The organism is Halorientalis marina (genome assembly GCF_023028345.1).
In the GTDB taxonomy this organism is placed as follows: Archaea; Halobacteriota; Halobacteria; order Halobacteriales; family Haloarculaceae; genus Halorientalis; species Halorientalis marina.
On sequence record NZ_CP095487.1, the window covers coordinates 110,994 to 137,553 of the forward strand.

At 68.3% G+C, this 26,560-nt stretch carries 29 protein-coding genes; 19 read left to right on the plus strand and 10 right to left on the minus strand.

Annotation, left to right across the window (positions count from 1 at the left end):
• Window positions 1-140 precede the first annotated feature (140 nt).
• From MUG96_RS00645 to MUG96_RS00655, 3 genes are all read right to left on the minus strand, one after another.
• Window positions 141-2,555 (minus strand): DUF2309 domain-containing protein, encoded by a 2,415-nt coding sequence (locus MUG96_RS00645; protein WP_246985582.1) that lies wholly within the window; start codon window positions 2,553-2,555, stop codon window positions 141-143.
• The gene (locus MUG96_RS00650; RefSeq protein WP_246985583.1) at window positions 2,545-4,032 is read right to left on the minus strand and encodes a proton-conducting transporter transmembrane domain-containing protein; all 1,488 of its coding nucleotides are present in this window, start codon (window positions 4,030-4,032) and stop codon (window positions 2,545-2,547) included. Before MUG96_RS00650 ends, MUG96_RS00645 begins: the two co-directional genes overlap by 11 nt.
• Window positions 4,033-4,221: 189 nt before the next feature.
• On the minus strand, window positions 4,222-4,899 hold the full coding sequence (locus MUG96_RS00655) for a carbonic anhydrase (protein WP_246985584.1): 678 nt from the start codon (window positions 4,897-4,899) through the stop codon (window positions 4,222-4,224).
• Between the two features lie 147 nt (window positions 4,900-5,046).
• Here MUG96_RS00655 and MUG96_RS00660 point away from each other — a divergent pair, with 147 nt between their 5' ends.
• Window positions 5,047-6,063: an amidohydrolase family protein gene (locus tag MUG96_RS00660; protein ID WP_246985586.1), complete on the plus strand. Its 1,017-nt coding sequence runs from the start codon at window positions 5,047-5,049 to the stop codon at window positions 6,061-6,063.
• Here MUG96_RS00660 and MUG96_RS00665 read toward each other — a convergent pair.
• Complete coding sequence (locus MUG96_RS00665) at window positions 6,060-6,545, minus strand: Lrp/AsnC family transcriptional regulator (RefSeq protein ID WP_246985588.1); 486 nt, start codon at window positions 6,543-6,545, stop codon at window positions 6,060-6,062. The two genes, MUG96_RS00660 and MUG96_RS00665, sit on opposite strands and share 4 nt — an antisense overlap.
• 287 nt (window positions 6,546-6,832) lie before the next feature.
• Here MUG96_RS00665 and MUG96_RS00670 point away from each other — a divergent pair, with 287 nt between their 5' ends.
• On the plus strand, window positions 6,833-7,762 hold the full coding sequence (locus MUG96_RS00670) for a branched-chain amino acid transaminase (RefSeq protein WP_246985589.1): 930 nt from the start codon (window positions 6,833-6,835) through the stop codon (window positions 7,760-7,762).
• Between the two features lie 174 nt (window positions 7,763-7,936).
• A complete protein-coding gene (locus tag MUG96_RS00675) occupies window positions 7,937-8,158 on the plus strand; it encodes a hypothetical protein (protein ID WP_246985590.1) in 222 nt (73 codons plus the stop codon).
• A 1-nt stretch (window position 8,159) separates the two neighbouring features.
• Here the strand turns inward: MUG96_RS00675 and MUG96_RS00680 are convergent, their stop codons facing one another.
• Window positions 8,160-8,834, minus strand: a complete 675-nt coding sequence (locus MUG96_RS00680) for a DUF502 domain-containing protein (RefSeq protein ID WP_246985591.1) — start codon at window positions 8,832-8,834, stop codon at window positions 8,160-8,162.
• Window positions 8,835-8,991: 157 nt separating this feature from the next.
• On the opposite strand from MUG96_RS00680, the gene MUG96_RS00685 reads away from it, so the two are divergent.
• Window positions 8,992-9,540, plus strand: a complete 549-nt coding sequence (locus tag MUG96_RS00685) for a CDP-2,3-bis-(O-geranylgeranyl)-sn-glycerol synthase (RefSeq protein WP_246985592.1) — start codon at window positions 8,992-8,994, stop codon at window positions 9,538-9,540.
• Window position 9,541: 1 nt separating this feature from the next.
• Here the strand turns inward: MUG96_RS00685 and MUG96_RS00690 are convergent, their stop codons facing one another.
• Window positions 9,542-11,206 (minus strand): sensor histidine kinase, encoded by a 1,665-nt coding sequence (locus MUG96_RS00690; protein WP_246985593.1) that lies wholly within the window; start codon window positions 11,204-11,206, stop codon window positions 9,542-9,544.
• A gap of 114 nt (window positions 11,207-11,320) precedes the next feature.
• Here MUG96_RS00690 and hemC point away from each other — a divergent pair, with 114 nt between their 5' ends.
• Genes hemC through MUG96_RS00705 form a run of 3 tightly spaced genes read left to right on the plus strand, consistent with a single transcriptional unit; the run spans window position 11,321 to window position 14,075 of the window.
• Window positions 11,321-12,496, plus strand: a complete 1,176-nt coding sequence (hemC, locus tag MUG96_RS00695; RefSeq protein ID WP_246985595.1) for a hydroxymethylbilane synthase — start codon at window positions 11,321-11,323, stop codon at window positions 12,494-12,496.
• Window positions 12,493-13,341: a uroporphyrinogen-III C-methyltransferase gene (cobA, locus tag MUG96_RS00700; protein WP_246985597.1), complete on the plus strand. Its 849-nt coding sequence runs from the start codon at window positions 12,493-12,495 to the stop codon at window positions 13,339-13,341. The genes hemC and cobA overlap by 4 nt, the downstream gene beginning before the upstream one ends.
• On the plus strand, window positions 13,338-14,075 hold the full coding sequence (locus MUG96_RS00705) for a uroporphyrinogen-III synthase (protein WP_246985599.1): 738 nt from the start codon (window positions 13,338-13,340) through the stop codon (window positions 14,073-14,075). Before cobA ends, MUG96_RS00705 begins: the two co-directional genes overlap by 4 nt.
• Before the next feature lie 98 nt (window positions 14,076-14,173).
• On the opposite strand, the gene MUG96_RS00710 is transcribed toward MUG96_RS00705, so the two are convergent.
• Complete coding sequence (locus MUG96_RS00710; RefSeq protein ID WP_246985601.1) at window positions 14,174-14,809, minus strand: IS6 family transposase; 636 nt, start codon at window positions 14,807-14,809, stop codon at window positions 14,174-14,176.
• Between the two features lie 103 nt (window positions 14,810-14,912).
• On the opposite strand from MUG96_RS00710, the gene MUG96_RS00715 reads away from it, so the two are divergent.
• On the plus strand, window positions 14,913-15,203 hold the full coding sequence (locus MUG96_RS00715) for a hypothetical protein (RefSeq protein ID WP_246985603.1): 291 nt from the start codon (window positions 14,913-14,915) through the stop codon (window positions 15,201-15,203).
• Window positions 15,204-15,459: 256 nt separating this feature from the next.
• On the plus strand, window positions 15,460-16,971 hold the full coding sequence (gene recJ / locus MUG96_RS00720) for a RecJ family nuclease (RefSeq protein WP_246985605.1): 1,512 nt from the start codon (window positions 15,460-15,462) through the stop codon (window positions 16,969-16,971).
• A gap of 5 nt (window positions 16,972-16,976) precedes the next feature.
• Here the strand turns inward: recJ and MUG96_RS00725 are convergent, their stop codons facing one another.
• Window positions 16,977-17,657 (minus strand): TVP38/TMEM64 family protein, encoded by a 681-nt coding sequence (locus tag MUG96_RS00725; RefSeq protein WP_246985606.1) that lies wholly within the window; start codon window positions 17,655-17,657, stop codon window positions 16,977-16,979.
• Between the two features lie 227 nt (window positions 17,658-17,884).
• Between MUG96_RS00725 and MUG96_RS00730 the strand changes: the two genes are divergently transcribed.
• Complete coding sequence (locus tag MUG96_RS00730) at window positions 17,885-18,640, plus strand: crotonase/enoyl-CoA hydratase family protein (protein WP_246985607.1); 756 nt, start codon at window positions 17,885-17,887, stop codon at window positions 18,638-18,640.
• 241 nt (window positions 18,641-18,881) lie between these two features.
• On the opposite strand, the gene MUG96_RS00735 is transcribed toward MUG96_RS00730, so the two are convergent.
• Window positions 18,882-19,175: a hypothetical protein gene (locus tag MUG96_RS00735; protein WP_246985608.1), complete on the minus strand. Its 294-nt coding sequence runs from the start codon at window positions 19,173-19,175 to the stop codon at window positions 18,882-18,884.
• 100 nt (window positions 19,176-19,275) lie between these two features.
• Here MUG96_RS00735 and MUG96_RS00740 point away from each other — a divergent pair, with 100 nt between their 5' ends.
• The 9 genes from MUG96_RS00740 to MUG96_RS00780 all read left to right on the plus strand — a co-directional run bounded on the left by MUG96_RS00740 (window position 19,276) and on the right by MUG96_RS00780 (window position 25,025).
• Complete coding sequence (locus tag MUG96_RS00740) at window positions 19,276-19,896, plus strand: hypothetical protein (protein WP_246985609.1); 621 nt, start codon at window positions 19,276-19,278, stop codon at window positions 19,894-19,896.
• A complete protein-coding gene (locus MUG96_RS00745) occupies window positions 19,862-20,161 on the plus strand; it encodes a hypothetical protein (RefSeq protein ID WP_246985610.1) in 300 nt (99 codons plus the stop codon). The genes MUG96_RS00740 and MUG96_RS00745 overlap by 35 nt, the downstream gene beginning before the upstream one ends.
• 36 nt (window positions 20,162-20,197) lie before the next feature.
• Entirely contained in the window at window positions 20,198-20,515 is a 318-nt protein-coding gene (locus MUG96_RS00750; RefSeq protein WP_246985611.1) for a DUF5783 family protein, read from the plus strand.
• 39 nt (window positions 20,516-20,554) lie between these two features.
• A complete protein-coding gene (locus MUG96_RS00755; protein WP_246985613.1) occupies window positions 20,555-20,953 on the plus strand; it encodes a RidA family protein in 399 nt (132 codons plus the stop codon).
• Between the two features lie 84 nt (window positions 20,954-21,037).
• On the plus strand, window positions 21,038-21,409 hold the full coding sequence (locus MUG96_RS00760) for a NifU family protein (protein ID WP_246985615.1): 372 nt from the start codon (window positions 21,038-21,040) through the stop codon (window positions 21,407-21,409).
• A 123-nt stretch (window positions 21,410-21,532) separates the two neighbouring features.
• Window positions 21,533-23,068 carry a sulfatase gene (locus MUG96_RS00765; protein ID WP_246985617.1) on the plus strand — a complete coding sequence of 512 codons (1,536 nt, stop codon included), beginning with the start codon at window positions 21,533-21,535 and terminating at the stop codon, window positions 23,066-23,068.
• 12 nt (window positions 23,069-23,080) lie between these two features.
• Window positions 23,081-24,109 carry a lysylphosphatidylglycerol synthase transmembrane domain-containing protein gene (locus MUG96_RS00770; protein ID WP_246985619.1) on the plus strand — a complete coding sequence of 343 codons (1,029 nt, stop codon included), beginning with the start codon at window positions 23,081-23,083 and terminating at the stop codon, window positions 24,107-24,109.
• A 55-nt stretch (window positions 24,110-24,164) separates the two neighbouring features.
• Entirely contained in the window at window positions 24,165-24,707 is a 543-nt protein-coding gene (gene pyrE, locus MUG96_RS00775) for an orotate phosphoribosyltransferase (RefSeq protein ID WP_246985621.1), read from the plus strand.
• Between the two features lie 66 nt (window positions 24,708-24,773).
• Window positions 24,774-25,025 carry a glutathione S-transferase N-terminal domain-containing protein gene (locus MUG96_RS00780; protein ID WP_246985623.1) on the plus strand — a complete coding sequence of 84 codons (252 nt, stop codon included), beginning with the start codon at window positions 24,774-24,776 and terminating at the stop codon, window positions 25,023-25,025.
• A 461-nt stretch (window positions 25,026-25,486) separates the two neighbouring features.
• Here MUG96_RS00780 and MUG96_RS00785 read toward each other — a convergent pair whose 3' ends face one another.
• Window positions 25,487-26,458 (minus strand): transcriptional regulator, encoded by a 972-nt coding sequence (locus MUG96_RS00785; RefSeq protein WP_246985625.1) that lies wholly within the window; start codon window positions 26,456-26,458, stop codon window positions 25,487-25,489.
• Window positions 26,459-26,560: the final 102 nt, after the last annotated feature.

Sequence of the window (26,560 nt, forward strand, 5' to 3'; positions counted from 1 at the left end):
GCGGGACGTGACGGCGAGACGAGAAAGGATGGAGCGAGTCCGTCAGGCGTCTGTTCGAGCCATCGTGCCGGAACGGGAGTCCGGGACCGTCGGTCCGGGCGGCGGCGGATCGGCGTCCGTCCGATTCGAGTACGGACCGGTCAGTCGTCCGCGACGGCGGGAGCGGTCGTGGTCTCCGGATGGGCTTCGGCGTGTTCGGACGCCGGTGTCCACTCCAGTTCCTCCTCGTAGTGGAAGGCGCAGTGGTCCGCAGTCGGGTCGACGACCGTCAGCGAGAGCCAGTCGTTGTCCAGCAGTTCGGTCACCGCCTCGTGGTCGGCCAGGACGTCGGTGACGCGCTCGACCGGGGCGTGGACGACCGCCGAGAGGCGAAGCGGCTGGTGGTGCGGTTCATCGTCGGCGGCCAGCAGCGACTGGAGCGGGAGGCCGGTCATCAGGTCGCCGCCGTTGCCCTGGTAGACGCCGACGTTGCCGACGGGGTTCTGGGTCACCTTCGACCCGCTGCCGTAGACGGCGTTGTCGACCGTCGAGAAGTAGTACTGGGTGTTGATCCACTGGGTGACGACCAGGGGGCCGGTAAAGATCGCTTCCAGCGCGTCGCCGTCGGGGTCCGTCGACCAGTCGTACGAGTGAAGGAACGCGCGGCCGTCGAGATCGAGGTCGCTCGTCAGGTCGCGGGGACCGACGACGAAGCCGGCGTTGCCGGCCAGTCCCCACTCCGGCCGTGTCTCGGCCCAGTCGGCGGCGCGGCGCTCCGTCTCGCTGACGGCCGCCGACCCGTCGGTCCCCATCGCCTCGGCGCGCTCGGCGGCCGCGTTCTCGCGAGCCGTGGCGAGGTCCGTGCGCAACTGGTCGAGGTCCGCCGCGTGGCTCTCGGGCACGTCCTCGGCGAACAGGTCCACTTCGTCGGTCGTCGTGTTGTGCTGACCGGCGAGAAAGACCGTGTCCTGCGGGATGTCGAACCCGCGGTCGCGGAGTTCGGCTCTGACGGCCTCGTCGTTGCAGATCGCCGCCATCACGCGGGCGTTCGGGCCGCCGGGGTTGCCGGCACAGGCACCGCAGTCCAGGCTCGAATCGTAGGGGTTGTTGGCCGTCTCGCTGGCGTGGCCCGTGAAGACGACGAGGCGGCCGAACTCCTCCCAGCCCAGCAACTCGAAGGCGGTCGCGGCGTACTCGACTTTCTCCTCGGTGGTCAGCCCCACCGGCAGGTCGCCGGCGTAGGTGTACTGGTGGTGGTCCAGCGGCGCACAGAACTCGTGATCGTCGGGCACCGTCTCGTCGGCCGCCTCGAACAGGTCGCGGACACGCCCGGGGACGAGCGTCCGGGCCGCGAGCGAGAGGCCGTAGCCGCTCCCGCCGGTCTCGACGTAGCCGTAGGCCGTGGCGGCGTTTGCCTCCAGTATCTCGACGACTTCGTCGGCGGCCGCACGGATGGCGGACCAGCGGTCGTGGCGCGCCTGCGTGTCGTCGTCGGTCGGAACGTCGGTGATGTGATGCTGTGGGTCGAGAATCGGTGGACAGGCGTCGACCGACACGTCGGCGTCGTATCCCTGGTACTCCATCGGGATGCCGAAGAAGCCGGCGTACCCGTGGGTCTCGTAGTCGCCCGTCGCCTCGACGTGGCGGCGGATGACCTCCGAACGGGTGTCGATACAGAAGACCAGCTGGGCGTCCGGGCGGCCCGACCCGTCGCTGTCGGCCAGCGACTGGCTCTCCGCGGCGACGGCGCCGACGAGGTCGTCGCGGTAGGTCGCCTCCCACGCGCGGAGGAACGCCCGGGCGAGTTCGTCGGTCGGGTTCACATTGGCCGCCTCGTTCGAGGGGTCGAGGTCGGCGCCGACAGCGTCCAGCAGTGCCAGCCGTGCCGCGAGGTAGCCGTCCAGGGAGATGGGGTACGTCGACTGCCACACCCCTTCGTCCGCGGCGCGCTGCTTGATGAACCCGGTCCAGCCAGGGAGCGCGGCCAGTTGCTCCTCGAGGATGGGCACCCACTCGCTCTCGGGGTGCGATTCCAGGACCGCATCGATGGCTGCGACGGGCGACTCTGGCAGGTCAGCGACGACCCCCTCGTCGGGGATCTCGCCGTCGTAGGCAGCGACCTCGCGGAAGGCGGCGTAGAACCCCGCTTCGCGGTTCGGCATGGACCAGTGGGCGCTCCCCTCGTCGAGGAAGGCCGACAGCCACTTCGTCAGCACCCGGTCGACGTGGTCCGTGGCGGTGTCCGTGTCGTCCTTCCCGGCGTGGGCGGCGTCGGCGGCGTCGGCCATGCGGTCGAGCAGCGTCTCCGGGTCGCCCTCGTAGCCCGCCTCGGCGAGTTCCGTTTCGAGGATATCGGGGTCTATCTGCCCGCGTTCCAGCGCCTTTCCGAACGTCGCGGCGCTGGGGTAGCCACGGCCGCCAAGCAGGGCGGCCGCCTGCTCGACCGCCTCGCCGAACGGCCGGTCCTCGAACCCGGAGAGGGGGTTGGCCGTCACGAACGAGTGGATGGGCCAGAGGGAGCCGACGGTGGTCGCTGCGTCGTCGATGCTGTCGCGGATGGCGGATTCAGTACTCATTGTAGTCCTCCGTGGACGTCAGTAGGGTGTCCGACGACGGCTGGGTGGCGTTCAGCAGTGCCACGTAGAGCCGCTGGCTGTGTTCGTGGATGCCGGTCTCGATGGCGACGTAGATGCCGACGAACCCGACGGCGATGATGCCGTGGAGCAGGGTCAGTTCGGTCGTCGCCGTGCCGACCGTCAGGAGTCCCGAGACGCCCTCGTAGACCACGGCGTAGACGACGATTGCCGGGAAAAAGACCAGCGGGACGGCCCCGTACCGGGCCAGCGTCGGAAGCGAGGTATGCTGGATCGCGCTCCGGGCCGCGTGGAGCGTGGTGAACACGACGAAGACGGTCAGCAGGAGACCGCTGTCGACGCTCGCGCCTTTGCCAGTCAACACCGTGAACACCACGCCGCCGGCGAGCCCGGTCAGCACCGCCACGACGAAGCCGACGGCGCTCGTCACGCGGCCGACCGTGTGCTCGGTGGTGGCGCTCGGGCTCGTGTGCTCGACCTGCTCGCCCGAACTGAGGAACTGGTAGGCCTTGTAGAACCCGTGCAGGATGAGGTGGGTGATCGCGGCCCCGAAGAAGCCGAGGCCGGCCTGCATGATCATAAAGCCCATCTGCCCGACCGTCGAGCAGGCGAGTTTGCCCTTGATATCCGTCTGGACCGACTTCAGGAGCTTCCCCCCGCTGGCGCTGGCACCGCCGACGGCGACCACCGCGAGCATGAACGCGGGGTCGACCGTGATGACCGGGGCGAACCGGACCAGCAGGATACCGCCCGCGTTGACGAACCCGGCGTGCATCAGCGCCGACGCCGGTGTTGGGGCGGTCATCGAGGAGAGCAGCCAGTTCTGGAACGGGATCAGGGCGGACTGGATCATCGCCGCGAGGACGAGCGCGCCGGCGGCGACCAGCCAGACCGGGCCACCGAGCGTGTCCGCGGCCGCGCCGATGCCGGAGACCGTCGTCGCGCCGGTCGCCCACCACAGCGCCGTGAGTGCGACACCGAGGAGGACGCTACTCGCGAGGAAATACTTGCGGGCGACCGTCGCTGCCGCCTGTGCCTGGTCCCACCCCGCGACGAGACCGATGAGCTCCGCCATCAGCACCCCCATCGCCAGCCACAGGAGCGCGAACAGGCCGACGTGGTCGGCCGCGACCAGTCCCATGACGACGACGGTGAAACCGGACGTAGCGGCGAAGAACTTCGTCTTGTGGGCGCTCCCGCCCATGTAGCGGCGCGAGTAGCTGTGGACGATGCCACTGAAGAAGGTGACGACCACCCACAGCAGAACGGTCAGGCCGTCGATGGCAACCAGGCCGGGGACGTCCCACGCGCCGCCGAATCGGACTCGGGCGGCGAGGGCGGCGACGCTCGCGGCGAACAGCGACCACGCGAGCCACGTCAGTGCAACGGGCACGAGCGGCGACTCCGCCGCCGTGTCCGGGAGCGCTCCGACCGTCGGTTTCGAACTGTGTCCTGACATCGTTCAGCCCAGCGGACGACCCATCCCGGCGACCGGGGCGACCCCGGTATCCGTTCCTGGTCGACTTCGACTTACTCTGAGAACAGAGCGGTTATTAAATCTGTCTATATTCACAAATCGTTCGCTTATTAGCCATTATAGAACATTATGGTTTCTCGAAGTTTCGCGACCGGACACGGGGGACGGCGATCAGGACAGGAGGCTCGCGACCTGTACCGACGTGTCGTCGGGGAGACGCGTTCGGATCGTGGTCGGTTCCGTCGCGCCGTCGAGGGCGACCAGATACCGCTTGTCGGGAAACGAGCCGTACGCCCCGTCCTGGTCGTGGACGTAGCCGGCGACCGTGACCGACGACGAAAGTGCCCGCCTGAGAAAGGCGACCTGTCGGCGGACGTTGTACTCGACGAGCCGATACCGTATCGTCCGCGGTGCCATCGAGCGGCTCAGGACCGCCTCCTCGAACGCGTCGCCGACCAGCGACCGAAGCGGCGCCAACCGCGCTTCGATGCCTGCGGGGAGTTCCGGGTCGGGTCCTTTTCGTCGGTCGTACGCGTCTTCGAGCGCCTGACACCTCGTGTGTCCGACGACGAGTGCTGCCGTGATATCGTGTCGTCTTTCGAGGTGTTCGATAGTGCCGTCCAGTTCGACCCGGTCTCCGTTCCGGTCGCCCGCCTGATTCCCGAGCGTCCGAACCCCGACGACGTTTCGGGTAGCGTCGACCGGCCACAGCGGTTCCCGGGGACAGTCGCTCATCGAACACGAGACGACGAGGGCCGACCGGGCGGCCGGGCCCTCTCGCCAGTCGCTCCGGGACCCGGTCCAGTCCTGGACCCACTCGATGGCAGCTTCGAGATCGTCCCCGTTCATTGCACACCATGCACCCGCCGTTCAGCCGCATCGGTGTCGACCATCGATTGGCTGTGACGGGTTTGGCCGTGGAACGGAATAGAGTTACCGGAACGTTCGATATTCCCGTTCAGAAAACCATATCGTTACAGAGGGCGGAGTGCTGGTATGGAAGAGCTTTCGGGGACCGTCCTCGTCGGGCGGTCGTTCGAACCGATTCGAGGACGCGTCGTCGTCGAAGCGGGGCGGATCGAAGCTATCGAGGAGACGGAAACGACGTCGACGGACATCGTGCTGCCGGCGTTCGTCAACGCTCACACGCACCTGGGGGATTCCGTCGCGAAGGACGCGGCCGTGGGCCTGTCACTCGACGACGCGGTGGCACCGCCGGACAGTCTGAAACACCGACGATTGGCAGCTGCTGACCGTGCCGACCTCGTGTCAGCAATGCGCCGGACGCTCCGCTTCGTGCAGCGAACCGGCACGGTCTCGTGCCTGGATTTCCGGGAATCCGGGACCGCCGGGGCACGCGCGCTCCGCGAGGCGGCCCAGGCAGTTGCTATCGACCCGTTCGTCTTCGGGAGCGGCGACCGATCCGTCCTCGACGTCGCCGATGGGTACGGGGCCTCCGGCGCGAACGACGCCGATTTCACCGACGAACGTGCTGCGTGTGCGGAACGCGACCGCCCCTTCGCCATCCACGCCGGGGAACCGGACGCGACCGACATCCATCCGGCACTCGATCTCGAGCCGGACCTCCTCGTCCACATGGTACACGCGGCCCAGGAACATCTCGAACGGGTCACGGACCAGTCAGTCCCGGTCGCGGTCTGTCCGCGCGCGAACACCGTTCTCGACGTCGGCACGCCACCGATACGGGAGCTGCTCGACCACACGACGGTCGCACTCGGGACCGACAACGTGATGTTGAATCCCCCGTCGATGTTCCGAGAAATGGCGTACACGGCGAACCGGTTCGACGTGACTGCCCGGGAAGTGTTGCGGATGGCTACCACGGCCGGTGCCGAGATCGCCGGCCTCGACTGTGGCGTCATCGCTCCCGGCCGACGGGCAGCACTCGTCGTCGTCGACGGCGACTCGGACAATCTGGCCGGCTCGGTCGATCCGGTGCGGGCGGTCGTCCGGCGCGCGACCGAGCGGGACGTCAAACACGCCCTCGTCTAGGTATCGTCCTCCGTGTCCATCCCGGAGTGGAGACGACCGAAAGGCGTCGTCTCGTGGGTTCGCACGAGCACTTCGTCTGCGACGGTGAGCCCCATATCGAGGAGTTCCTGTGCGACGGGCGTGATGTCGCTGTCCGTCTCGCCGACAGCAGTCACGAGGAGGTTCTGTTCCCCGGTGACCAGCTCCTGGACCGATACGACACCGTCGATTTCCAGGATGTCCGGGACGAGGTCACCACGGTCTGGTATCGAAGCGGTGCAGTAAAGCAGCATTCGGAGCGGATAGCCGGATTTCTGGTAATCGACGCTAGCGCGGTAGCCTTTGATTACGCCGTCGGATTCGAGCCGCTGGATGCGCTTGCGGACGGTACTGTCCGAGGTACCGGTTCGCTCCGCGATATCGCCGGACGACATGTTTCGAGCGTCCTCCTGGAGCGCATACAGGATCGCTCTGTCCACGTCGTCGATATCCGCGTCAGCCATACCAGTGTCTCCGAGACAGAGGCACTTTACCTTTCGATGTTGCTCGGTTACTCCGGCGAGCTGTCTACGCTCGGTTCGTGCGTCCCAGTCGGTCGTGACGAGAGACGGGAACTGGCCGACGCTGCGGGAACGCCGGGGAGTTTCCGAACCCGGATTCGATATCGCGGTTGTTGGTTTATCGTCGCGTTCGGCAGGTATCGAGGCGGCCCGACCTGAACCGCCGAGAGCGTGGCTATCGGTGGCACGAACCGACAACACTGATATGCGGGGGCGTCAATCGGGGACACATGGGATTCGACGAAATGGACGTCGACACGATCTGGATGGACGGGGAGTTCGTCGACTGGGAGGACGCCCAGGTCCACGTCCTCACGCACGGGCTCCACTACGGGACCGGGGTCTTCGAGGGGGTCCGGTGTTACGACACCGTCGACGGTCCCGCCATCTTCCGCTGGGAGGAACACCTCCAGCGGCTCTACGACTCGGGGAAGCCTTACGACATCGAGATACCCTTCGAGCCCGAGGAACTGACCGACGCCACGGTCGAACTCATCCGCCGGCAGGACCTCCAGTCCTGTTACATCCGCCCCATCGCCTTCTACGGCTACGAGGAACTCGGCCTGAACCCCTCGAACTGCCCCGTCAACGTCGCCATCGCCGCCTGGCCCTGGGGCGCCTACCTCGGGGAGGAAGCCTTAGAGGAGGGCGTCGACGTCGCCGTCTCCTCCTGGCGGAAGTACGCCTCCAGTCAGATTCCGACCAACGCCAAGACGACCGGCCCGTACGTCAACAGCGTCCTCGCCTCCCTCGAGGCGAAGTCCAACGGCTACGTCGAGGCCATCCTCCTCAACAAGGAGGGCCACGTCGCCGAGGGCCCCGGCGAGAACCTCTTTCTCGTCCGCGACGGCGAGATCTTCACCAGCGGCCTCGCGGAGTCCAACCTCGACGGCATCACCCGCCGGACCGTGATCGAACTCGCCCGTGACCTGGGCTACACCGTCTACGACCAGGCTACCATCTCCCGCGGCGAACTCTACACCGCCGACGAGCTCTTTTTCTCCGGCACCGCCGCCGAGGTGACGCCTATCCGCTCCGTCGACGACAACGAAATCGGCGAAGGGACGAAAGGCCCCGTCACCGACGAGATTCAACAGGAGTTCTTCGACCTCATCGAAGGCAAACTCGACGAGTACGACGACTGGTTCACCTACATCTAACCCACCCACCTTTTTCCCGCTCGGGTGCGCCTCCGGCGCACCACTCGCGGCAAAAACGTGGGCGAAAAAGGCCGAACTCGCGCCGTCGGCGCGAGTTCGGTGAACCGTGCGCCGGTGGTGCGCGGATGCCTTTCCGCCACCACTTTTGTATCGGTCGCGTCACTGCACACGCGTATGGACGATATCGAAGCCCTCCAGCGCACCGTCCGTCGGGTCGGTGCCGTCGTCGTCGTCGTCCTCGCCCTGATCGGCACGGAAGTCGCGGAGTTCGGCGCGCTCTGGGCCGTCGTCGTCGGCGGGGGCGCAGTGCTCTACCTGCTCGTGAGCGTCGCAGTCGGGTTCCTGAACGGCGTCGACCCCATCGAGGAACCGGCCGAACAGCAGGTGGACGACTGAGTCAGTCGTTCTCAGCCGTGGCTTCGTCGCCGCCCTCGCCGTCGACCATCTCGTCGGTCACGTCGACGGCGATGCTCTGGTCGCGGGACTCGCCGAAGCCGGCGCTGAGGATGCGGGTGAGCGCCTCCTCGACGCGCTCGTCGGTCTCGCTGTACCGCTCGGGGTCGACCTCGATGACGAACCCGGTCGTGATGTTCGGCGCGGTGGGGAGAAAGAGCACGTCGCGGCCGTCCTCGGTCGACTTGCCGGTCTTGAACGCCGTCATCCGGAGGCCGTTCCAGGTCTCCAGTTTCACCGGCGTCTGGAGTTCGTCGGTGCCCGAGACGGCGGTCTCGATAGCCATCTTCGAGGCGTTGTAGACGACCCGCAGGCCGGGGAGGCGGTTCACGAGGTTGTCGATAACGCCCTCGAACACGTCGCCGAAGGCCGTCCGGGAGAGATAGCCGATGGAGAGCACGAGCAGGAAGAAGACGACGAGCGTGATGCTCACCTGGATGAGTTCGATCAGCAGGTCCGACTCCGGCACGCCGAGTTCGAGCAGTTGCTCCCTGGAGACGCCGGCCAGCAGCGCCGAACTGGCGAGGATCCCGTAGAGGTACGTGATGACGTAGGCGGTCACGATGAGCGGCAGGAGGACGATGAGCCCACTGGCGACGTCCCGTTTCCAGGCAGCCATATCGGTCGCTCGGGCGTTCTCGGCCCATCCCCGTGTACCTGACGGTTCGACGGGCGGTTCCGTCCCGCCGGCACCGGGTTCCCGGACCGGCGGCGGGCACGGAAGACCCGGCAGGAATCCCGGGCGTTAAGGGTCACGGGCGAGAGTCACCGCACGAATGGACCCCCTCGAAGCCCTCGTCGTGGCGTTCTGGGCGATGTTGCCGGCGTACGTCCCGAACAACGCGGCGGTGCTGGCCGGCGGCGGCCCGCCCATCGACGGCGGCCGCACCCTCGGCGGGAAGCGGCTGCTGGGCGACGGGAAGACCTGGCGAGGGACGGTCGTCGGCATCGCCGCGGGGGCGCTGCTGGCGGTCGTGCTGAACCGCCTCCGGCCGGTGCTCGACCCTGCGGTCCCGGCGCCCCTGCCGGAGCCGTTCCCGGCGACGACCCTCGTCGCGCTGCCGGCCGGCGCGATGCTCGGGGACATCCTCGCCTCGTTCGTGAAACGGCGGCTGGGACGGGACCGCGGGGCCGCACTGCCCGGGCTGGACCAGCTGGATTTCGTCGTCGTGGCGCTGGCGCTGAGCGCGCTCGTCGCTCCGGACTGGTTCGGGGCCACGTTCGAGCCGGCGGTGCTGGTGGTCGTGCTCGTCATCACACCGATCCTGCACGTCACGACGAACGCCATCGCCTACGCGCTCTCGCTGAAGAGCGAACCCTGGTAGCTCACGCCCGCCGGAGCGTGATCGAGACGACGGTCCCGGTCTCGGTGGTCTCGAAGGTGACCTCGCCGCCGGAGCGTTCGACGATGAGACTGACCAACCAGAGACCGATGCCGCTGCTGTGGCTGAGCTGTGTCTCCTCGCCGTGTTCGAGGGGGTCGACTTCGGCCTCGGGAATCCCGGGGCCGTCGTCGCGGACCGTGACGGTGACGGAGGCCGCCCCGGACTCGGCGGCCACGTGGACCGACGGCGAGTCGTCGTTGTGGAGCACGGCGTTCTCCATGACGTTCGAGAGCGCGATTTCGAGGGCCTCGTGGGCCTGAACGCGACATACTTCGGGAGTGTCGAGCGTAATGTCGGCGGCGGGGTACTCCGCGCGGACCTCGGCGACACACGTCTCAAGCAGCGTGGCGAGGTCGATGGTCACGAGGGTGTCCTCGCCGGTCAGGACGCGCTCGATGGTCGCGGCTTTCCGGCTGTGACCCGCGATGTCGTCGCTTTTCTCCAGGATCTGCTCTGCCATCCCCTCGGTCCGGCCCTCGGTCTCGGCGGCGAGTTCCTCCGCGTAGCCCGAGACGACGGTCACGTCGTTGCGGATGTTGTGCCGGAGGACCCGTGAGAGCACCTGCTTGAGCAGATCGAGTTCCTGTTCGCGCTCCTTGCGCTCGGTGACGTCCCGGAGGACGATCAGTCGGCCGTCGACCACCTGGGTCCCCTCGCCGACGGGCGAGACCTCCAGGTCGAAGTAGCGCTGCTCGCCGTGTTCCGTGATGGCGATCTCGGTGCTGGCCTCGGTGGTGTCCTCGACGCGGTCGACGAGGGCGGGGTAGTCGCCGAACAGTTCCCGGGCGTGCATCCCGACTGCCCGGTCCTCGGGGACGCCAAAGAGCCGCGCGGCGCGCGGGTTGACGTCGGCGACGCGGCGGTCCTCGTCGAGGGTAACGACGGCGTCGCGCATCTCCTCCATGATCGTCTTCCGGGCGATGGGGACGAGTTCGAGGAGGCGGTAGCGGTAGAGGCCGTAAGTGAACACGCCCGAGGAGACGAGGAAGCCAAGCGGCGTGATGTCGAGTTCGGGGTACGGCGTGAGGTTGGCGAGGTAGAGCCAGTTGGCGGCGAAGGGGATCATCGCCCCGACGATCAGGACCGCGGTCTGCGTGCGGCGGATGCCCTGTGAGCCGCGGTAGTCGCGGACGAACAGATAGAGGCCGGCGACGGCGAGCGTGTAGCTGAACGCGGCCTGGACGTAGAACCACGGGCCGAAGACGGGATGGAGGACGCCGATAGCGTCGACGCGGGCGAACTCCCGGACCAGTTCCGGGGCCGTCCAGACGACGACCTGGCTGACGAGCGGGAAGGCAAAGAGGGCGTACCAGCGCGCGGCGACGCGCTCGCGGCGGACGTATTCGAGCGCGAGGAGGAACCAGCCGATGGTGACGGCGTCGTTGAAGAAGTACTCGACGTTGGCGGCGAGGATCGTCCGCGCGGGGTCGTCGACGATCAGGCTGGCACCGTAGGCGCTACACCACCCGGCGATCCCGACGGCCATGACCGCGAAGGGGACTGCCGCGGGCTTCGTCCGGTTCTGCCAGCCGGCGTAGAACATGACCCCGGCCGGCACCAGCGACCCCACGAGCGCGATCCCCAGCACGTCGACGACGGTAACCATACCACCCTCGTGCGTCGTATTGGCGTTGCAATATAAAACACCCCGGCGTGGCTCGGCGTTCGAACCCGCCCGGGAACTGGTGGGCTTTTCACCCCGGACCGACGAGAGGGGGATATGAGTACCCGCGGCAGGACGCTCCGGCTGGCAACACGGGGGTCCGATCTCGCCCGCAGGCAGGCCGCCACCGTGCAGGCGGCGCTCGAGGACAAGCGGCACGAGGTCGAACTCGTCGAGGTCGAGACCACCGGCGACCAGCTCCAGGACGACCTCATCCACCGCCTCGGCAAGACCGGGGCGTTCGTCCGCAGTCTCGACCGGAAGGTGCTGGACGGCGACCTCGACGCCGCCGTCCACTCGATGAAGGACATGCCGACCGAGATGCCCGAGGGACTCGTCGTCGCCGGCGTCCCCGAGCGCGCGCCGGCCGGCGACGTGCTCGTGACGCCCGACGGCGGCGACCTCGACTCGCTCCCGTCGGCCGCGACCGTCGGCACCTCCAGCCTCCGCCGGGGCGCCCAACTGCTGGCCGAGCGGCCCGGCCTCGATATCGAGCCGCTCCGCGGGAACGTCGACACGCGCGTCGAGAAACTGCTCGCGCCGGCGCTCCAGCGCGAGCACGAGCAACGGCTCGAAGCGGCCGACGACGCGGAACTCCCCGACGACGTGGTCCCCGATGGTGACGACGGCGACGAGGACGAGACGGCGGACGACGAGGGGGACGACGACGCCACGACCACGTTCGAGGAGTCCCTGGAGGAGTGGTTCGATGGGCTCTACGAGGTCGAGCGCCGGGCGCTGGAGCGCGAGCCCGAGATCGAGTACGACGCCATCGTCCTCGCGGAGGCGGGGCTGGACCGCTCGGGGCTGCTCCACCAGGTCGGGGCCGAGCGGCTGCCGACCGACCGATTCGTCCCCGCGCCGGGCCAGGGGGCGCTGGCGGTGACGGCGGCCGACCGCGACCTGGCCGAGGAGCTCAGGGACGTGCTGGACGACTCGCGGACGCGGGTCGCGACGACCGTCGAGCGGACCGTCCTGGACGAACTCGGCGGCGGCTGTGTGGCGCCGATCGGCGTCGCCGCGACCGTGCAGGGCGGGGTCGTCCACACGGTCGTTCGCGTCCTCGACCGCGCGGGCGAGGAGGAGGTGCGGGCCACCCGCGACCTGCCCATCGAGCGCCACCCGAAGGCGGCCCGGGACTTCGCCGCCGACCTCCGCGAGGAGGGCGCGGCGGAACTGATCGAGGGGGCGAAACGCGAGGAGGCCGACGAGGCCAAACGGGAGGGACGATGACCGACGACGCCACCGTCGCACCGGGGAAGGTCTATCTCGTCGGGAGCGGGCCCGGCGATCCGGACCTGCTGACGGTCAAGGCCCGGCGACTGCTCGACGAGGCCGACGTGGTCCTCCACGACAAACTGCCCGGCCCGGACGTCATCGACATGATCCCCGACGAACGCCGCGAAGACGTGGGCAAACGCGCCCGCGGCGAGCGCACCTCCCAGCAGTACACCAACGAGCGAATGGCGGAACTCGCCGGCGAGGGCAAGACGGTCGTCCGGCTGAAGGGCGGCGACCCGTTCGTGTTCGGCCGCGGCGGCGAGGAGATGGTGTATCTCGCCCGGAACGGCGTCCCCTTCGAGGTGGTGCCGGGTGTCACCTCGGCCATCGCCGGTCCGGGCGTCGCGGGCATCCCCGTCACCCACCGCAACCACGCCTCCTCGGTGTCGTTCGTCACCGGCCACGAGGACCCGACGAAGGAGGAGTCGGCCGTCGACTGGGCGGCGCTGGCGGCCACCGGCGGCACCATCGTCGTCCTGATGGGCGTCGGCAAACTGCCCGACTACACCGCGGCCCTGCGCGATGCCGGCATGGACCCCGAGACGCCGGTCGCGCTGGTCGAGCGGGGGACCTGGCCCGACCAGCGGGTGGCGATGGGAACCCTCGACACCATCGTCGACGCGCGCGACGAGATGGCGGTCGAACCGCCGGCGATCACCGTCATCGGCGACGTGGCCGCCGAACGCCAGCGCGTCCTCTCGCTGCTGGAGAACGGGCCCGAGCCGACGGCCGCGGAGCGGGCGGCCGCCGAGGACGCGGGTGTCGAACCGACCGGCGACGGCGAGGCAAACGAATGACCGACCGGCCCGCAGTCGCCGTCTTCCGCCCGGACGACGACCGCACCGACGACGCCGTTGCCCTGCTCGAATCGCTGGACTGCGAGCCCGTCCCGGATCCGATGCTGGCGGTCGAGCCGACCGGCGCGGCCCCCCGGACCGACGCCGACTACGCCGTCCTCACGAGCAAGACCGGCGCGGAACTGGCCCGCGAGGCGGACTGGGACCCCGGCGAGACGGCGGTCTGTGCCATCGGCGACCCCACTGCGGACGCGCTCCGCGAGGCGGGCTACGCCGTGTCCCTCGTCCCCGAGGAGTTCTCCTCGGCCGGCCTGGTGACGGCCCTCGACGACGCGGTCGCGGGGGCGCGCGTCGAGGTGGCCCGGAGCGACCACGGGAGCGCGGTACTGACCGACGGTCTGAACGACGCCGGCGCGTACGTCCACGAGACGGTGCTCTACCGGCTCGTGCGGCCCGACGGCGCCGGCGATTCCGCGGCGCGCGCCGCGGCGGGCGACCTGGATGCCGCGCTCTTTACCTCGTCGCTGACCGTCGAGTACTTCCTCGACGCGGCGGCCGAGCGGGGCGTCCGCGATGCGGCGCTCGAAGGGTTGAACGACGCCGTCGTCGCCGTCATCGGCGAGCCGACCCGCGAGACCGCCGCGGAACTCGGTATCGCCGTCGACGTGGTCCCCGAGCAGGCCGACTTCGAGGCGCTCGCGCGGGCGGGCGTCGCGGCGGTTCGCGACCGCTGAGAGGCCGTTTTTCCGTCCGTGGAAACGCTCGCGCAGTGCGGCGTCGAGAGCCGCGCTGAAGACAGGGAGCGTGCACACCGAGAGCCGGGGGGTAGTGTTCAGATTAGCTGGTTCCATGCGAAGGCGAACGATCGGAGCCAGTCGTCAGCTGTGTCCCGCTCGGCGTTGCTGAAACAGTTTGAGAACGAAGAAGTACGTCGTTTTACCTCACGAAAGACACGTTCGACGCTGTTCCGATTTCCGTGGCGCTCGTATCTGAAATCGAGGCCGTGTTGCTGGCAGGCGTCTTTCAGCGGTGCTGCGCCATCGACGAGAAACACGGCGTCGTCCACGTCGTGTTTCTCGCGGAGTTCAGCAAATAACGCGTGAGCGAGAGCGTTTGTTCTCACCGGCTCAAGCTTTGTATGGAGTAATTCGTTCGTTTCGGGATCGACTGCAGCGTACAGCCAATATTGCTCGTTGTTGAGTCGGATCACAGTCTCGTCGACCGCAACGTGATCCGGGCAGCGTCCAGTTTCGGGCTGTAGATCTGCCTTGTGAACCCAATTATGGACGGTGGATCGCGCTCGTTGGACACCGAATACCTCAAGAATCGAAACTGTATTCGAAAGCGAAAGACCAGCGAGATGCAACTGAATACCGAGCTTCATCAGCAGTCGCGGTGTCGCCTCGCGTTCAACAAACTCTAAGTCGATCTGGGCGATACTACTGCCGAGGCGTGTATTTTCGGGCATAGACCACTCAGAAAACACACCGCCTCACTCTTCATCCTTATCTGAACACCGCCAGCTGGGGCGACCACAGCATTATTTCGCTTGCTGCCCCTACGGAGCGAGGATGGCAGACACGGAAAACGAACGGGAGCAGGCGGCCGACGAGAACCGACGCGAGGACGGAGTGCCGGACTCGCTGCCCGAGTGCCACCGTCGCGGCTGCACCGAGCGAGCGCGGTTCGTCGTCCTCGAACGATATCAGGAAGAAACGGGGCACGGTGCCGTCGAGGCGGAGGCCGTTCTCTGTCGGGAGCATACGACCGAAGAGAGTCCCGCGAACCTCGATGGCAGTTACGCAGACTACGTGTTTCGTGTCGAGCCTCTCGAAGCGGCGCCGGACGGCGACACGGCGTGAGCGGCCGGCCGTCGTTCGATGCCGGCCACGGTGCCGCCACCGATACCCATCCCGGAGCGCCGCCGATCAACGCCGAACTCGAAGCCGAGATCCGGTGCGTCGAGTGGCTCCCCTGTCGTGCGCATCCAGCCGCTGTCTTCGTCACGGCGCTCCGGTCACCCACTGCTAATGTCGACGGAGCGCCGTCTCCGCGTCGCGCCCGGTCCAGCCCCATCGTCCGGAAGTTTATATCCCTGAGCGCGATACGAAACCGTGTATGGCCGGACCCGTTCCCGCCCTCGACGAGCGTGCCGCGGCGTGTGCCGAGCGCCTGCGAGCGGCCGACAGCGTCCTGCTCGCGTCCCACATCGACGCCGACGGGCTGACCAGCGCCGCCATCGCCGCGACGGCGCTCGAACGGGCCGGACTCGACTTCGAGGTCGTGTTCAAAAACCAGCTCGACGACGCGGAGATCGCCTCCATCGCCGCCCGCGAGTACGACACCGTCCTCTTTACCGACTTCGGGAGCGGCCAGCTCGACTGCATCAGCGACCACGAGGCCGCCGGCGACTTCACGCCCGTCATCGCCGACCACCACCAGCCCGCCGATACAGGGACGGAGTACCACCTCAACCCCCTGCTGGAGGGCATCGACGGCGCCTCGGAACTGTCCGGCGCGGGCGCGAGTTACGTCCTCGCGCGGGCGCTCGCGGAGACGAGCGACGGCGCGGCGACCGACGGCGGGCAGGCGAACGACGGGAGCGTGCCCGCGTCGGAGTATGCCGATGGCGGCGCGGCGGGAGCGGGCGTCGAGGGCGTCGCGGACAACCGCGACCTGGCGGGGCTGGCCGTCGTCGGCGCGGTCGGGGACATGCAGGCCGTCGGCGGCGAACTCCACGGCGCGAACGCGAACATCGTCGCGGAGGGCGTCGCGGCCGGGGTCCTCGACGAGGGGACCGACCTCGCGCTCTACGGGAAACAGACCCGGCCGCTCCCGAAGCTCCTGGAGTACTCAAGCGAGGTGCGGATTCCCGGTATCTCGAACGACGAATCGGGGGCTATCGCCTTCCTCGACGGCCTCGGGCTCGACCTGAAAGAGGGGGGCGAGTGGCGCCGCTGGGTCGACCTGACCGACGAGGAACGGCAGACGGTTGCGAGTTCGCTCGTCCAGCGGGCGATCAAGCGCGGCGTCTCGGCCGAGAAGGTGGACGGACTCGTGGCGACGACCTACACGCTCACCGCGGAGCCGAAGGGGACGGAGCTGCGCGACGCCAGCGAGTTCTCGACCCTCCTCAACGCCACCGCGCGGTACGAGCGGGCGGACGTGGGGCTGGCGGTCTGTCTCGGCGACCGCGAGGCGGGACTGGAACGGGCGCGGAAACTCCTCCGGACCCACCGGCGGAACCTCTCGGAGGGGCTCCAGTGGGTGAAATCGGAGGGCGTCACCCGCGAGGACAACCTCCAGTGGTTCGACGCGGGCGACGCGATCCGCGAGACCATCGTCGGCATCGTCGCCGGGATGGCCGTCGGCGTCGAGGGCGTCGATCCGGACACGCCCATCGTCGCCTTCGCGCGAAAGAGCGACGAGGAGACGAAGGTGTCGGCCCGCGGCACCGGCCGGCTGGTCGCGCAGGGCCTCGATCTGTCGGTCGTGATGGGCGAGGCGAGCGAGGCGGTCGGCGGCGGGGGTGGCGGCCACAACGTCGCCGCCGGCGCGACCATCCCCGCCGGCGAGGAACGGGCGTTCATCGACCGTGCCGACGAAATCGTCGGCGACCAGCTGGGGTGAGCGGCTCAGCTATCGAGGAGCGCGAGGAGTCGATCGCGGTTGAGATACCCCCACAGCGACGCCCCGACCAGGACGGCGAGCGCGACCACCGCCAGTCCGACGTTCCCGCTGGCGAAGCCCGCGCCGGAGACGTTCACCAGAACGAAGGCGGGCGCACGGCCGACGACGGCGATAGTGACCAGTTTCCAGAGGTCGATCTCGGTCAGCCCGCCGACGAAACAGAGCACGTCGTCGGGCAGGCCGGGGACGAAGAAGACGATGAAGAGACCGGGGATGCCGGCGTGAGCGGCGAAGTCGTCGAATCGGTCGAGTGCCTCGTCGTCGACGACGTGCTCGACGAAGGGACGGCCGTACCGGCGGGAGAGCCAGAACGCGATGGCACTCCCGATCCCGATTCCGAGGATGCTGTACACCGAGCCCCAGAGCGAGCCAAAGAGGTAGCCGCTGGCGAAGCCGGTCACCTGTCCGGGGATGGGTGCGACCACGACCTGCAGGACCTGGAGCGCGACGAACACGAGCGGCGCGTAGACCCCGAAGCCGGCCACGAACTCCCGAATCCCGGCCCCTGTGGTGAGGAAGGGCGCGTACGTCCGGACGAGGAAGGCGAGTGCCCCGAACGCGACCACGACGACGAGCGCGGCGAGCAGGGCCGTCCGCCGCGCGCTCCGTGAACTGAAAACCCCCATCGACTGCCGATACGGCCGCCGGCCCGAAAAGGCACCGCTCGGTCCCCGGCAGAACCGGGGCGCCCCGGTTTCGTATCGCACTCCGCGGTGTACAGCGTCAGACGCCGCTCTTTCCTGCCGGTCCGCGGAGACGGCCGAAATCGCACCGCACAGCCCCCGGAAACCGAACGTCGGCGACGACCGCGCCCACCCGGGGATATTTGCCAGGAGCTGCCGAACGCCACGGTATGAGCGTCGAGTACGAGCGACGCGGCTCGGTGGCAGTGGTGACGGTCGACCGCCCGGAGCGGCGCAACGCGGTCGACAGGGAGACGGCCCTCGCGCTCCGGGCGGCCTGGGAACGGTTCGACGAGGACGATGCCGTCGACGTGGGCGTCCTCACGGGTGCGAACGGTACCTTCTCCGCGGGCGCGGACCTCAAAGCGATGGACCTGGAGGACGACCCCGAGGGGTACCTCGGCTTCTCGCGGATGCAGGTCTCGAAGCCCACCGTCGCGGCCGTGGAGGGGCACTGCGTGGCCGGTGGTATCGAGATGGCGCTCTGGTGTGACCTCCGGGTCGCGGCCGAGACCGCCGAGTTCGGCTGTTTCGAGCGGCGGTTCGGCGTGCCGCTCGTCGACGGCGGCACGCAGCGGCTACCCAGAGTGGTCGGCCTCGGGCGCGCGCTCGACCTGATCCTGACCGGGCGCGCCCTCGACGCGGAGACGGCGAAGGAGTGGGGGCTCGTCAACCGCCTCGCCCCCGAGGGCGAGGCGCTAGAGCGGGCCGTCGAGGTGGCCGAGCTGATCGCCGGCTTCCCACAGGAGACGGTCCGGACGGACCGCGCCGCGGTTTACGACGGCCTCGGCGAGCCGATGGAGCAGGGACTGAAGATCGAGGCCTGGCACGGGTCCCGCGCGCTGGCGACCGCGATGGAGGGGGCGGACCGCTTCGCCGGCGGCGAGGGCCGCGGCGGCGAGGGCGTCGAAGACCCGGAATCGTAGGGGAGCGGCTCTTTTCAGCGGGGAGCCGTCGCTCGGGTGCCGCGACCGGCGTCTGACGCTGTACACCACGGAGTGCGATACGAAACCGGGGCGCCCCGGCCAGCGAATCGGCGCCGCCGCTCGCCATGCGCCGTCGCGAAACCCCGTTGGGGAACGGGGAAAACGTGTAGCCGGCAGAGCTACGAGGGGGAGCTGCAGTGCCGGTCCTGCAGCGTGGTGCTGGGTGCTGCAGTCGGGGGGACTACAGCGGGAGGCTGCGTGGATCGAGAGTGAGCGTGGTGTGTCCGAGCGCGGCCTCATGGATGGCGTTCGCGAGGTCCGTGCCGACGGCCTCGTCGCCGAGGTACTCGCGGTGCCCACCCACACTCCCGGTCGCGGCGATCACGTCGACCGATACCGACTGCGCGGCGGCCGCTCCGACCATGGCACTGGCGCCCGTCCCGGCCACCGCCGCCGCGCCGAGTCCACGCAGGACCCGGCGTCTACTCGTCGTCGTTCGTCCGTCCGATTCACCCGTAGTGTCGTCCGTTCCCATACTGCACCCGAACAGTGCGGGGTATCGCGGGTGTATCTTGGTGCGGTCATGACCACATCTTTATAATTTCCCGCGAACAGGTCGTACGAGAGGGGGCGACGTGTGGGAGATCGGGTACACCATCACGCCGGACGAGGGGCACTTCGACCGGGGGGAGCGGGCGCTGTGGCGGGCGGGTATCTCCCAGCAGGCGATCCGGTCGCTGGAGTTCGTCGCCGACGGGACGGTCGTGCTCGTCTACGAGTTCGACTGTTCGGCGGCGCGGCGGGAGTCGGTCCTCGGCGACGGCGGCGGGAAGGTCGTCGACTACGCGATCACGAAGGGGGGCGACCGGCCGGACGAACCGCTGGTCGCCCAGATCAGGCTCCGGCCGGGCGAGACGCTCCAGCGGGTGCTGTCGGTCCACCGGTCGTTCGGCGTCTCGGTGTCGTTCCCGATCCGGTATCTCCGGCACGATCCGGCGACCATCGAGATCGTCGAGACGGGGCCGCGGGCGGAACTGAGCGAGCGGATCGCGGAGACCCGCGCGTTCGCGAGCGTCGAGGTCAGCATCTCCGCCGGATCGAAGGGCGGCTCGTCTCGGCGGGCGTGCCGGGGGCGGACGAGGAACCGCAGTGAGGAGAATCGACCGTTCGAGGGTCGAAACGGCCATCAACTCTTTATCCGGGTAGTCAAAAGCCGGGTGTATGAATCAGGAGGCCGACGAGCGAACCGAGCGTGAACGCCTCATCTTCGGCGCCGGCTTCGTGTTCGGCGTGATGTTCGCGCTGTTGATCCTCGCGCTCGTGTTCGCCGCCGTCGTGCCGGAGACGGTGACGTTGAGCACGGTCTTCTCCTCGACCATCGTCCTCCCGATCGCCGCCGCGGTCGCGTTCGCCGGTGCCGTCGGGATCGCGCTGTACGTTCTCGCCCTGCCCAACCGCGGGCTGGCGCTCCGCGAAGGCGCCCTCTTCACCGATGACGACCCCGACCCCGAGATGGAATAGCGACCGACTTTTAGGCTGGCCGACCAAGACCCGGCGATGACCGAGTTCGACCCCGACAAGTTCGAGGACAAGTACGCGAACTACTTCCCCGAGCTCCAGCAGTCCTACAAGCGGGCGTTCGAGACGATGAACGACCGCTACGACTCGGAGCTGATTCACGCCATCGACCAGTTCGTCCTCAACGAGAGCGAGCCGTTTTATGAGGGCGACGGCGAGTTCCGGATCGAACTCCCCGCGGACCCCTACGACCGCCTCCAGGGCGTCGTCGTCGCCGAGGAGAAGTTCGAGGAACTCCTGGACCGCTACGTCGACGAGATCGAGGGCGAACTGCAGCGCACGTTCGGCCTCCAGTAGGGGGCGGCCTTTTTCACCGCGCTGGTCGGGAGGGACGGCATGGAACGGCGACTGGTCTCCGACGGGACCGAGTGGGAACGGCAGGTCGGCTACTCGCGGGCGGTCAGGGCGGGCGACACCGTCCACGTCGCGGGGACGACCGCGACCGACGACGACGGCGAGCCGGTCGCCCCCGGCGAGCCGTACGAACAGACCCGACACGCGCTCGGGCTGGTGGCCGAGGCCCTCGACGAGGCCGGCGCGGGCGTCGGCGACGTGGTTCGAACCCGCCTGTACGTGACCGACATCGACGACTGGGAGGCGGTCGGCCGCGCCCACGGCGAGGTTTTCGGCGACGTGCGCCCGGCGGCGACGATGGTCGAAGTCGAGGCGTTGATCGACCCCGACCTCGTCGTGGAGGTCGAGGTAGTCGCGAAAGTCGACCACGAGCGGGACTGAGCCGCCAGCGAAAGGAGTCGTGGTTACGCGCCGACCATGTGAGACCAAAGGCTAATGACCGGTGGCGCTCTATCTCCGGCCACAATGAGCACGGAAACCGAAAGTGGCGACGAACTGCGCGAGCAGATCGCCAACTTCCTGCGCCGGAACTTCCCGCAGATCCAGATGCACGGCGGTAGCGCGGCCATCCAGGACATCGACCGCGAGACCGGCGAGGTGTCGATCCAGCTCGGCGGTGCCTGTTCGGGCTGTGGCATCTCCCCGATGACGATCCAGGCGATCAAGACCCGGATGGTCAAGGAGATTCCCGAAGTCGAGTCGGTCAACGCCCACACGGGCGAGATGGGCGGGAACGAGGGGATGGCCGGCGGTGGCGGCGGTGGCGGTGGCATGAGCCCCTCCTTCCCCGGTCACGAGGACGGCGACGACGACGAAGGGCCGGAAGCCCCGTTCTGAGACGACGACGAGCCGCGCTTTTTCGGGCCGCACTACCGGGAGCGGCCGCCACGAACCGCAACCGGACGGGGGGACGGGCGTGAATCAGGGTCTTTAACCCGGTGGACCGCCGGACGTAGGGTAATGAGTACGACCGAGGCGGCGAACGTGCTGTTCGTCGTGTTGGACACGGTCCGGAAGGACCACCTGTCGGTCTACGACTACGACCGGGAGACGACGCCACACCTCGCGGAGTTCGCCGAGGAGGCGACCGTCTACGAGCAGGCGGTCGCGCCGGCGCCGTGGACCCTCCCGGTCCACGCCTCGCTGTTCACCGGGCTGTACCCCAGCGAGCACGGTGCGACACAGGAGAACCCCTACCTGGAGGGCGCGACGACGCTCGCCGAATCGCTGTCGGCGGCGGGCTACGACACGGCCTGTTACTCCTCGAACGCCTGGATCACGCCGTACACGCACCTCACCGACGGCTTCGACGACCAGGACAACTTCTTCCAGATCATGCCCGGGGAGTTCCTCTCGGGGCCGCTGGCGACGGCCTGGAAGAAGATGAACGACGACGACCGCCTGCGCTCGGTCGCGGACTGGCTCGTCAAGGCCGGCAACACCGTCCACGAACACCTCGCGTCGGGCGGCGGCGGCGACACGAAAACGCCCGCCGTCGTCGACTCGACGATGGAGTTCGTCGGGGACGCCGACGGCGAGTGGTTCCAGTTCATCAATCTGATGGACGCCCACCTCCCCTACCACCCGCCCGAGGAGTACGCCGACGAGTTCGCCCCCGGCGTCGACTCCACGGCAGTCTGCCAGAACTCGAAGGAGTACAACTGCGGTGCCCGCGACATCGGCGACGACGAGTGGGAGGACATCGTGGGGCTCTACGACGCCGAAATCCGTCACATCGACGACCAGCTCAATCGCCTCTTCGGCTGGCTCAAGGCCCAGGGCGAGTGGGACGACACCCTCGTCGTCGTCTGTGCCGACCACGGCGAACTCCACGGCGAACACGACCTCTACGGCCACGAGTTCTGCATCTACGACCCGCTCGTGAACGTCCCGCTCATGGTCAAACACCCCGACCTGGACGCGGGCGAGCGCGACGACGAGACGACGGTCGAGCTGATGGATCTCTATCACACCGTGCTGGACCACGCGGGTGTCGACGCGGCCGGTGGCGGGGTCGACCTGGACCCCGCGCGGTCGCTGTTGCGCGAGGGGTACCGCGACTTCGACGGCGTCGACGAGCGGACGGGCCTGGAACTCGACGACCGGGGCGCGTACGGCTTCGTCGAGTACCACCAGCCGGTCGTCGAACTCCGCCAGCTGGAGGGAAAAGCCGAGAGCGCCGGCATCGAACTCGACCCCGACTCCCGCTTCTACTCGCGGATGCGGGCCGCCCGGCGCCCGGACGGGAAGTACGTTCGCAACGAGCGCATCCCCGACGAGGCCTACCGGGTCGACGACGACCCCGGCGAGACGGAGAACGTCCTCGGCGGTGGCGAGGAGAGCGACGATCCCGTCATCGCCGAGACGGCCGCGGCGCTGACTGCCTTCGAGGGCACCGTCGGTGGCGAGTGGTCGGACGTGGGCGACGGGGACGTCCTCGAGGGGATGGGCGGCGAGGCCAAGGACAGACTGCGTGACCTGGGGTACATCGACTAGGAGGCCCCAGTCGTGTCCCACGACGGTCGCGCAGTCCTCGATTTCGCGACCCGCAAGACGCTCGTCCGGATCGGGGTCGGGTTCGGGATCGCCGCCATCATCCTCTATCTGGTCGCGGTCGGCATCGGGACCGAGGACCTCTCGCGGGCGTTCGCGGGCGCACAGCTCCGGTGGCTCGCAGTGGGCTGTCTGTCGACGTTCGTCGGCCTCGTCGCGTGGGGGAAAGCCTGGCAGGTGGTCCTGGAGGTGGCGGACATCCGGGAGCCGTTTCGCCGGCTCGTGGTCACCTATTTCGCGGCCACCTTCGCCAACTACGTGACGCCGCTCGGGCAGGCCGGCGGGGAGCCGTTCATCGCTTACGTCCTCTCGCGGGACACCGACGCCAGTTACGAGGAGAGCCTCGCCAGCGTCGTGACCGCGGACCTGCTCAACCTCCTCCCTTTCTTCAGTTTCGCGGCGGTCGGGATGGGCTGGCTGCTCTGGCAGGCGAACCTGCCGACGGCCGCGCGCCCGCTGGCGATGGGGCTGCTCGCGCTCGCCGTCGGCGTCCCCGCGTTCGCGATGGTCGGCTGGCGGTTCCGCGGGCGCCTCGCCGCGGGCGTCCTGCGCCTCGTCGCCCCCGTCGCCCGCCGGACGCCGCGGCTCACGGTCGCGGGGATCCGCGAGCGAATGCGGGACCTCGGGGCCGCCTTCGACCGCATCGCGAGCGACCCCCGCGCCCTCGCCCGGGCGCTGGTGTTCTCGTACGTCGGCTGGGTCTTTTTCGCCGCGCCGCTGTTTTTCGCCGGCCGGACCGTCGGCATCGCCATCGGTCCCCTGCTGATCCTCTTCATCGTGCCCGCGAGCACCATCGCGGGCATCGTCCCCTCGCCCGGCGGTCTCGGCGGCGTCGAGCTCGCGCTGACCGGCCTGCTCATCGCGCTCGTCGGGCTGTCGGAGGCCGACGCCTACGCCGTCTCGCTGGTCTACCGGGTCGCGAGCTACTGGTTCGCCATCCTCGTCGGCGGCCTCGCCGCGATCTACGTCGTCGGCCGAACGTAGCACGGCTGCGCGCCGAGTCGGCGGGTATTAGTCCCCCGCGTTCGCCACTCCCACCATGACAAACCAGCGGCTCATCGACGCGCTGCGGGACGCGGACGCCGTCCGGTTCGGGGAGTTCGAACTGTCCCACGGCGGTACCTCGGACTACTACGTCGACAAGTACGTCTTCGAGACCAGCCCGGACTGTCTCGCCCTGATCGCCGAGGCCTTCGCCGACCGCCTGGCGGAGATGGGCGAGGCCGACACGAAACTCGCCGGCGTTGCGCTCGGTGCGGTCCCGCTCGTGGCCGTCGCCAGCGTCGAGACCGGCACGCCCTACGTCATCGCTCGCAAGCAAAAAAAGGAGTACGGCACCGGAAACCTCATCGAGGGCGCCCTCGCGGAGGGCGAGCGGGTCGTCGTGCTGGAGGACATCGCGACGACGGGACAGAGCGCCGTCGACGCCGCCGAGGCGCTCCGGGAGGCCGGCGCCGTCGTCGAGGACGTGCTGGTCGTCGTCGACCGCGAGGAGGGCGGCCGCGAGAACCTCGCCGACCACGACCTCGAACTACACGCGCTGGTGACCGCCTCCGAACTGCTGGCCGACCGCGACGGGTAGCGCGGCTGTGCGCGCCTGATGCAACTACCGGTGCTCTCTTGAGCGTCGCGCGTCTACGAAACGGTGATGGCAAACCTCGAACTGTACGAACTCGAAGGCTGTCCGTACTGTGCGAAAGTGATCGACAAGCTCGACGACCTCGAGTTGGAGTACGAGTCCCACATGGTCCCGCGCTCGCACGGCGAACGGACCGAGGTGAAGGACGTTTCCGGACAGACCGGCGTGCCCGTCCTCGTGGACCCGGACAACGGCGTCGAAGGGATGCCCGAGTCCGACGACATCGTCGAGTACCTGGAAGAGACCTACGGCGCCGCGTAATTCTCCCGGTCACGAGCGACGCGAGTGGACGGTTTTTTTCGCCCACGTTTTTCGACGAGTGGTCGCGACCACCGGGAGCGACCCGAGGAGAAAAAGGTGGCGTCGAGTACCTGGAAGAGACCTACGGCGCCGCGTAATTCTCCCGGTCACGAGCGACGCGAGTGAATGGTTTTCGCCGCTCGTGACGACCGACTGGTCGCGAATATCCGAATTGAATAACAGGATTTTCCATCGACAACTCCATCGGAGTTTTGGAAGGTTCATTATAGCCGAGTGTAATGTACTAGCTGTCACGGGCCCCTCGGCGTCTGTCGTACCGACTGAACGCTCTCGTGGTCCGTGACAGCCGGCACCCCCCGTGCTGGCATCCCCCTATCCCCCCCTTTCGCGAGGCGTGACCGGCCAGCGGTCGGTCCGCGCGACGGCTGGGGTGGTGGGTCGTCGATGGGGGTGGGACTCTCTCAGGCCGGGGATCCGCGTTCCTCGGCCCGTTCTTTGATGAGGTCTTTGAGGTCCTCGACGTCGCGGACGTTCTCGATCTCGTCGCGCTCGATGAGCGCGGTGCCGTCGACCGACTCCCGGTGGTGAGCGCGGTCGACGACGTAGATCGAGGTCGTCCGGGTGACCCGGCCGACGGAGGCCATGATCCGGGCCCGTTTCTCGGCGGTCTCGGTGAACTCCGAGTGGCCGGTGAGCATCCGCGACTCGCGGTGTTCGTCCTCGCTGACCGTCTTGAACGGCGCGCGGTCGGTCGGATGGACGTCGAAGCCGACGCGCGTGAGGACGTGGACGATGGGTTCGTCGTCGGGGTCGACCTCGGGGTCGTCGGGCATGGGTTCGCCGTCGCGGACTTCGTCGGCGCCGTCGAGGACGTCGACGGGGGAGGTAAGCGGCGCGTCGAACAGTTCCTCCAGTTGCGTGGCGACCTCGACGGAGGCGTTCATGCCGTCCTCGTACTTCGAGACGGTGCGCCGGGAGACGCCGAGTTCGTTCGCGAGGCGGCCCAGCGACCAGTCGCGGTCCTCGCGGGCGCCCTCCAGCACCTCGCTGTCGATGTTGACGTAGAGGCCGCCGGGCGCGGCGTAGATGAGCGGCGGCACCTCCTCGACGAACAGTTCGAGGGCGGTATCGGGCGAGAGCACCGGCACGCCGTGCCGGAAGTAGGTGACCCCGGGTTTGAGTTCCTCGTCCCGGGTGCGGAGCCCGATCACCATCGGCGTCGCGTCGAGGTACTGGCCCAGGCGGCGCATCTCGGCACCCGTCACCGCGTCGAATGCATCGATATTGCCCAGAATCTTTACCAGCAGGATTTCCTCGCCTCTGCGGGCGGCTACGTCGAAACTCTTCGGGCGGATCGCACACCGGTCGCTCACGACGAACCCCGCGTCCTCGAGCATCGCGGTGACGTTGCCGACCAGTGCGGACCGTGTCATCAGGGTATCTTTAACCCATCCTCGTATAAAACGTTTGTGACGGGGCCACACGCGTCGTCCGTCGATTCCGCGAATCGGTGGGCGAAATCGTTTTATACGAAG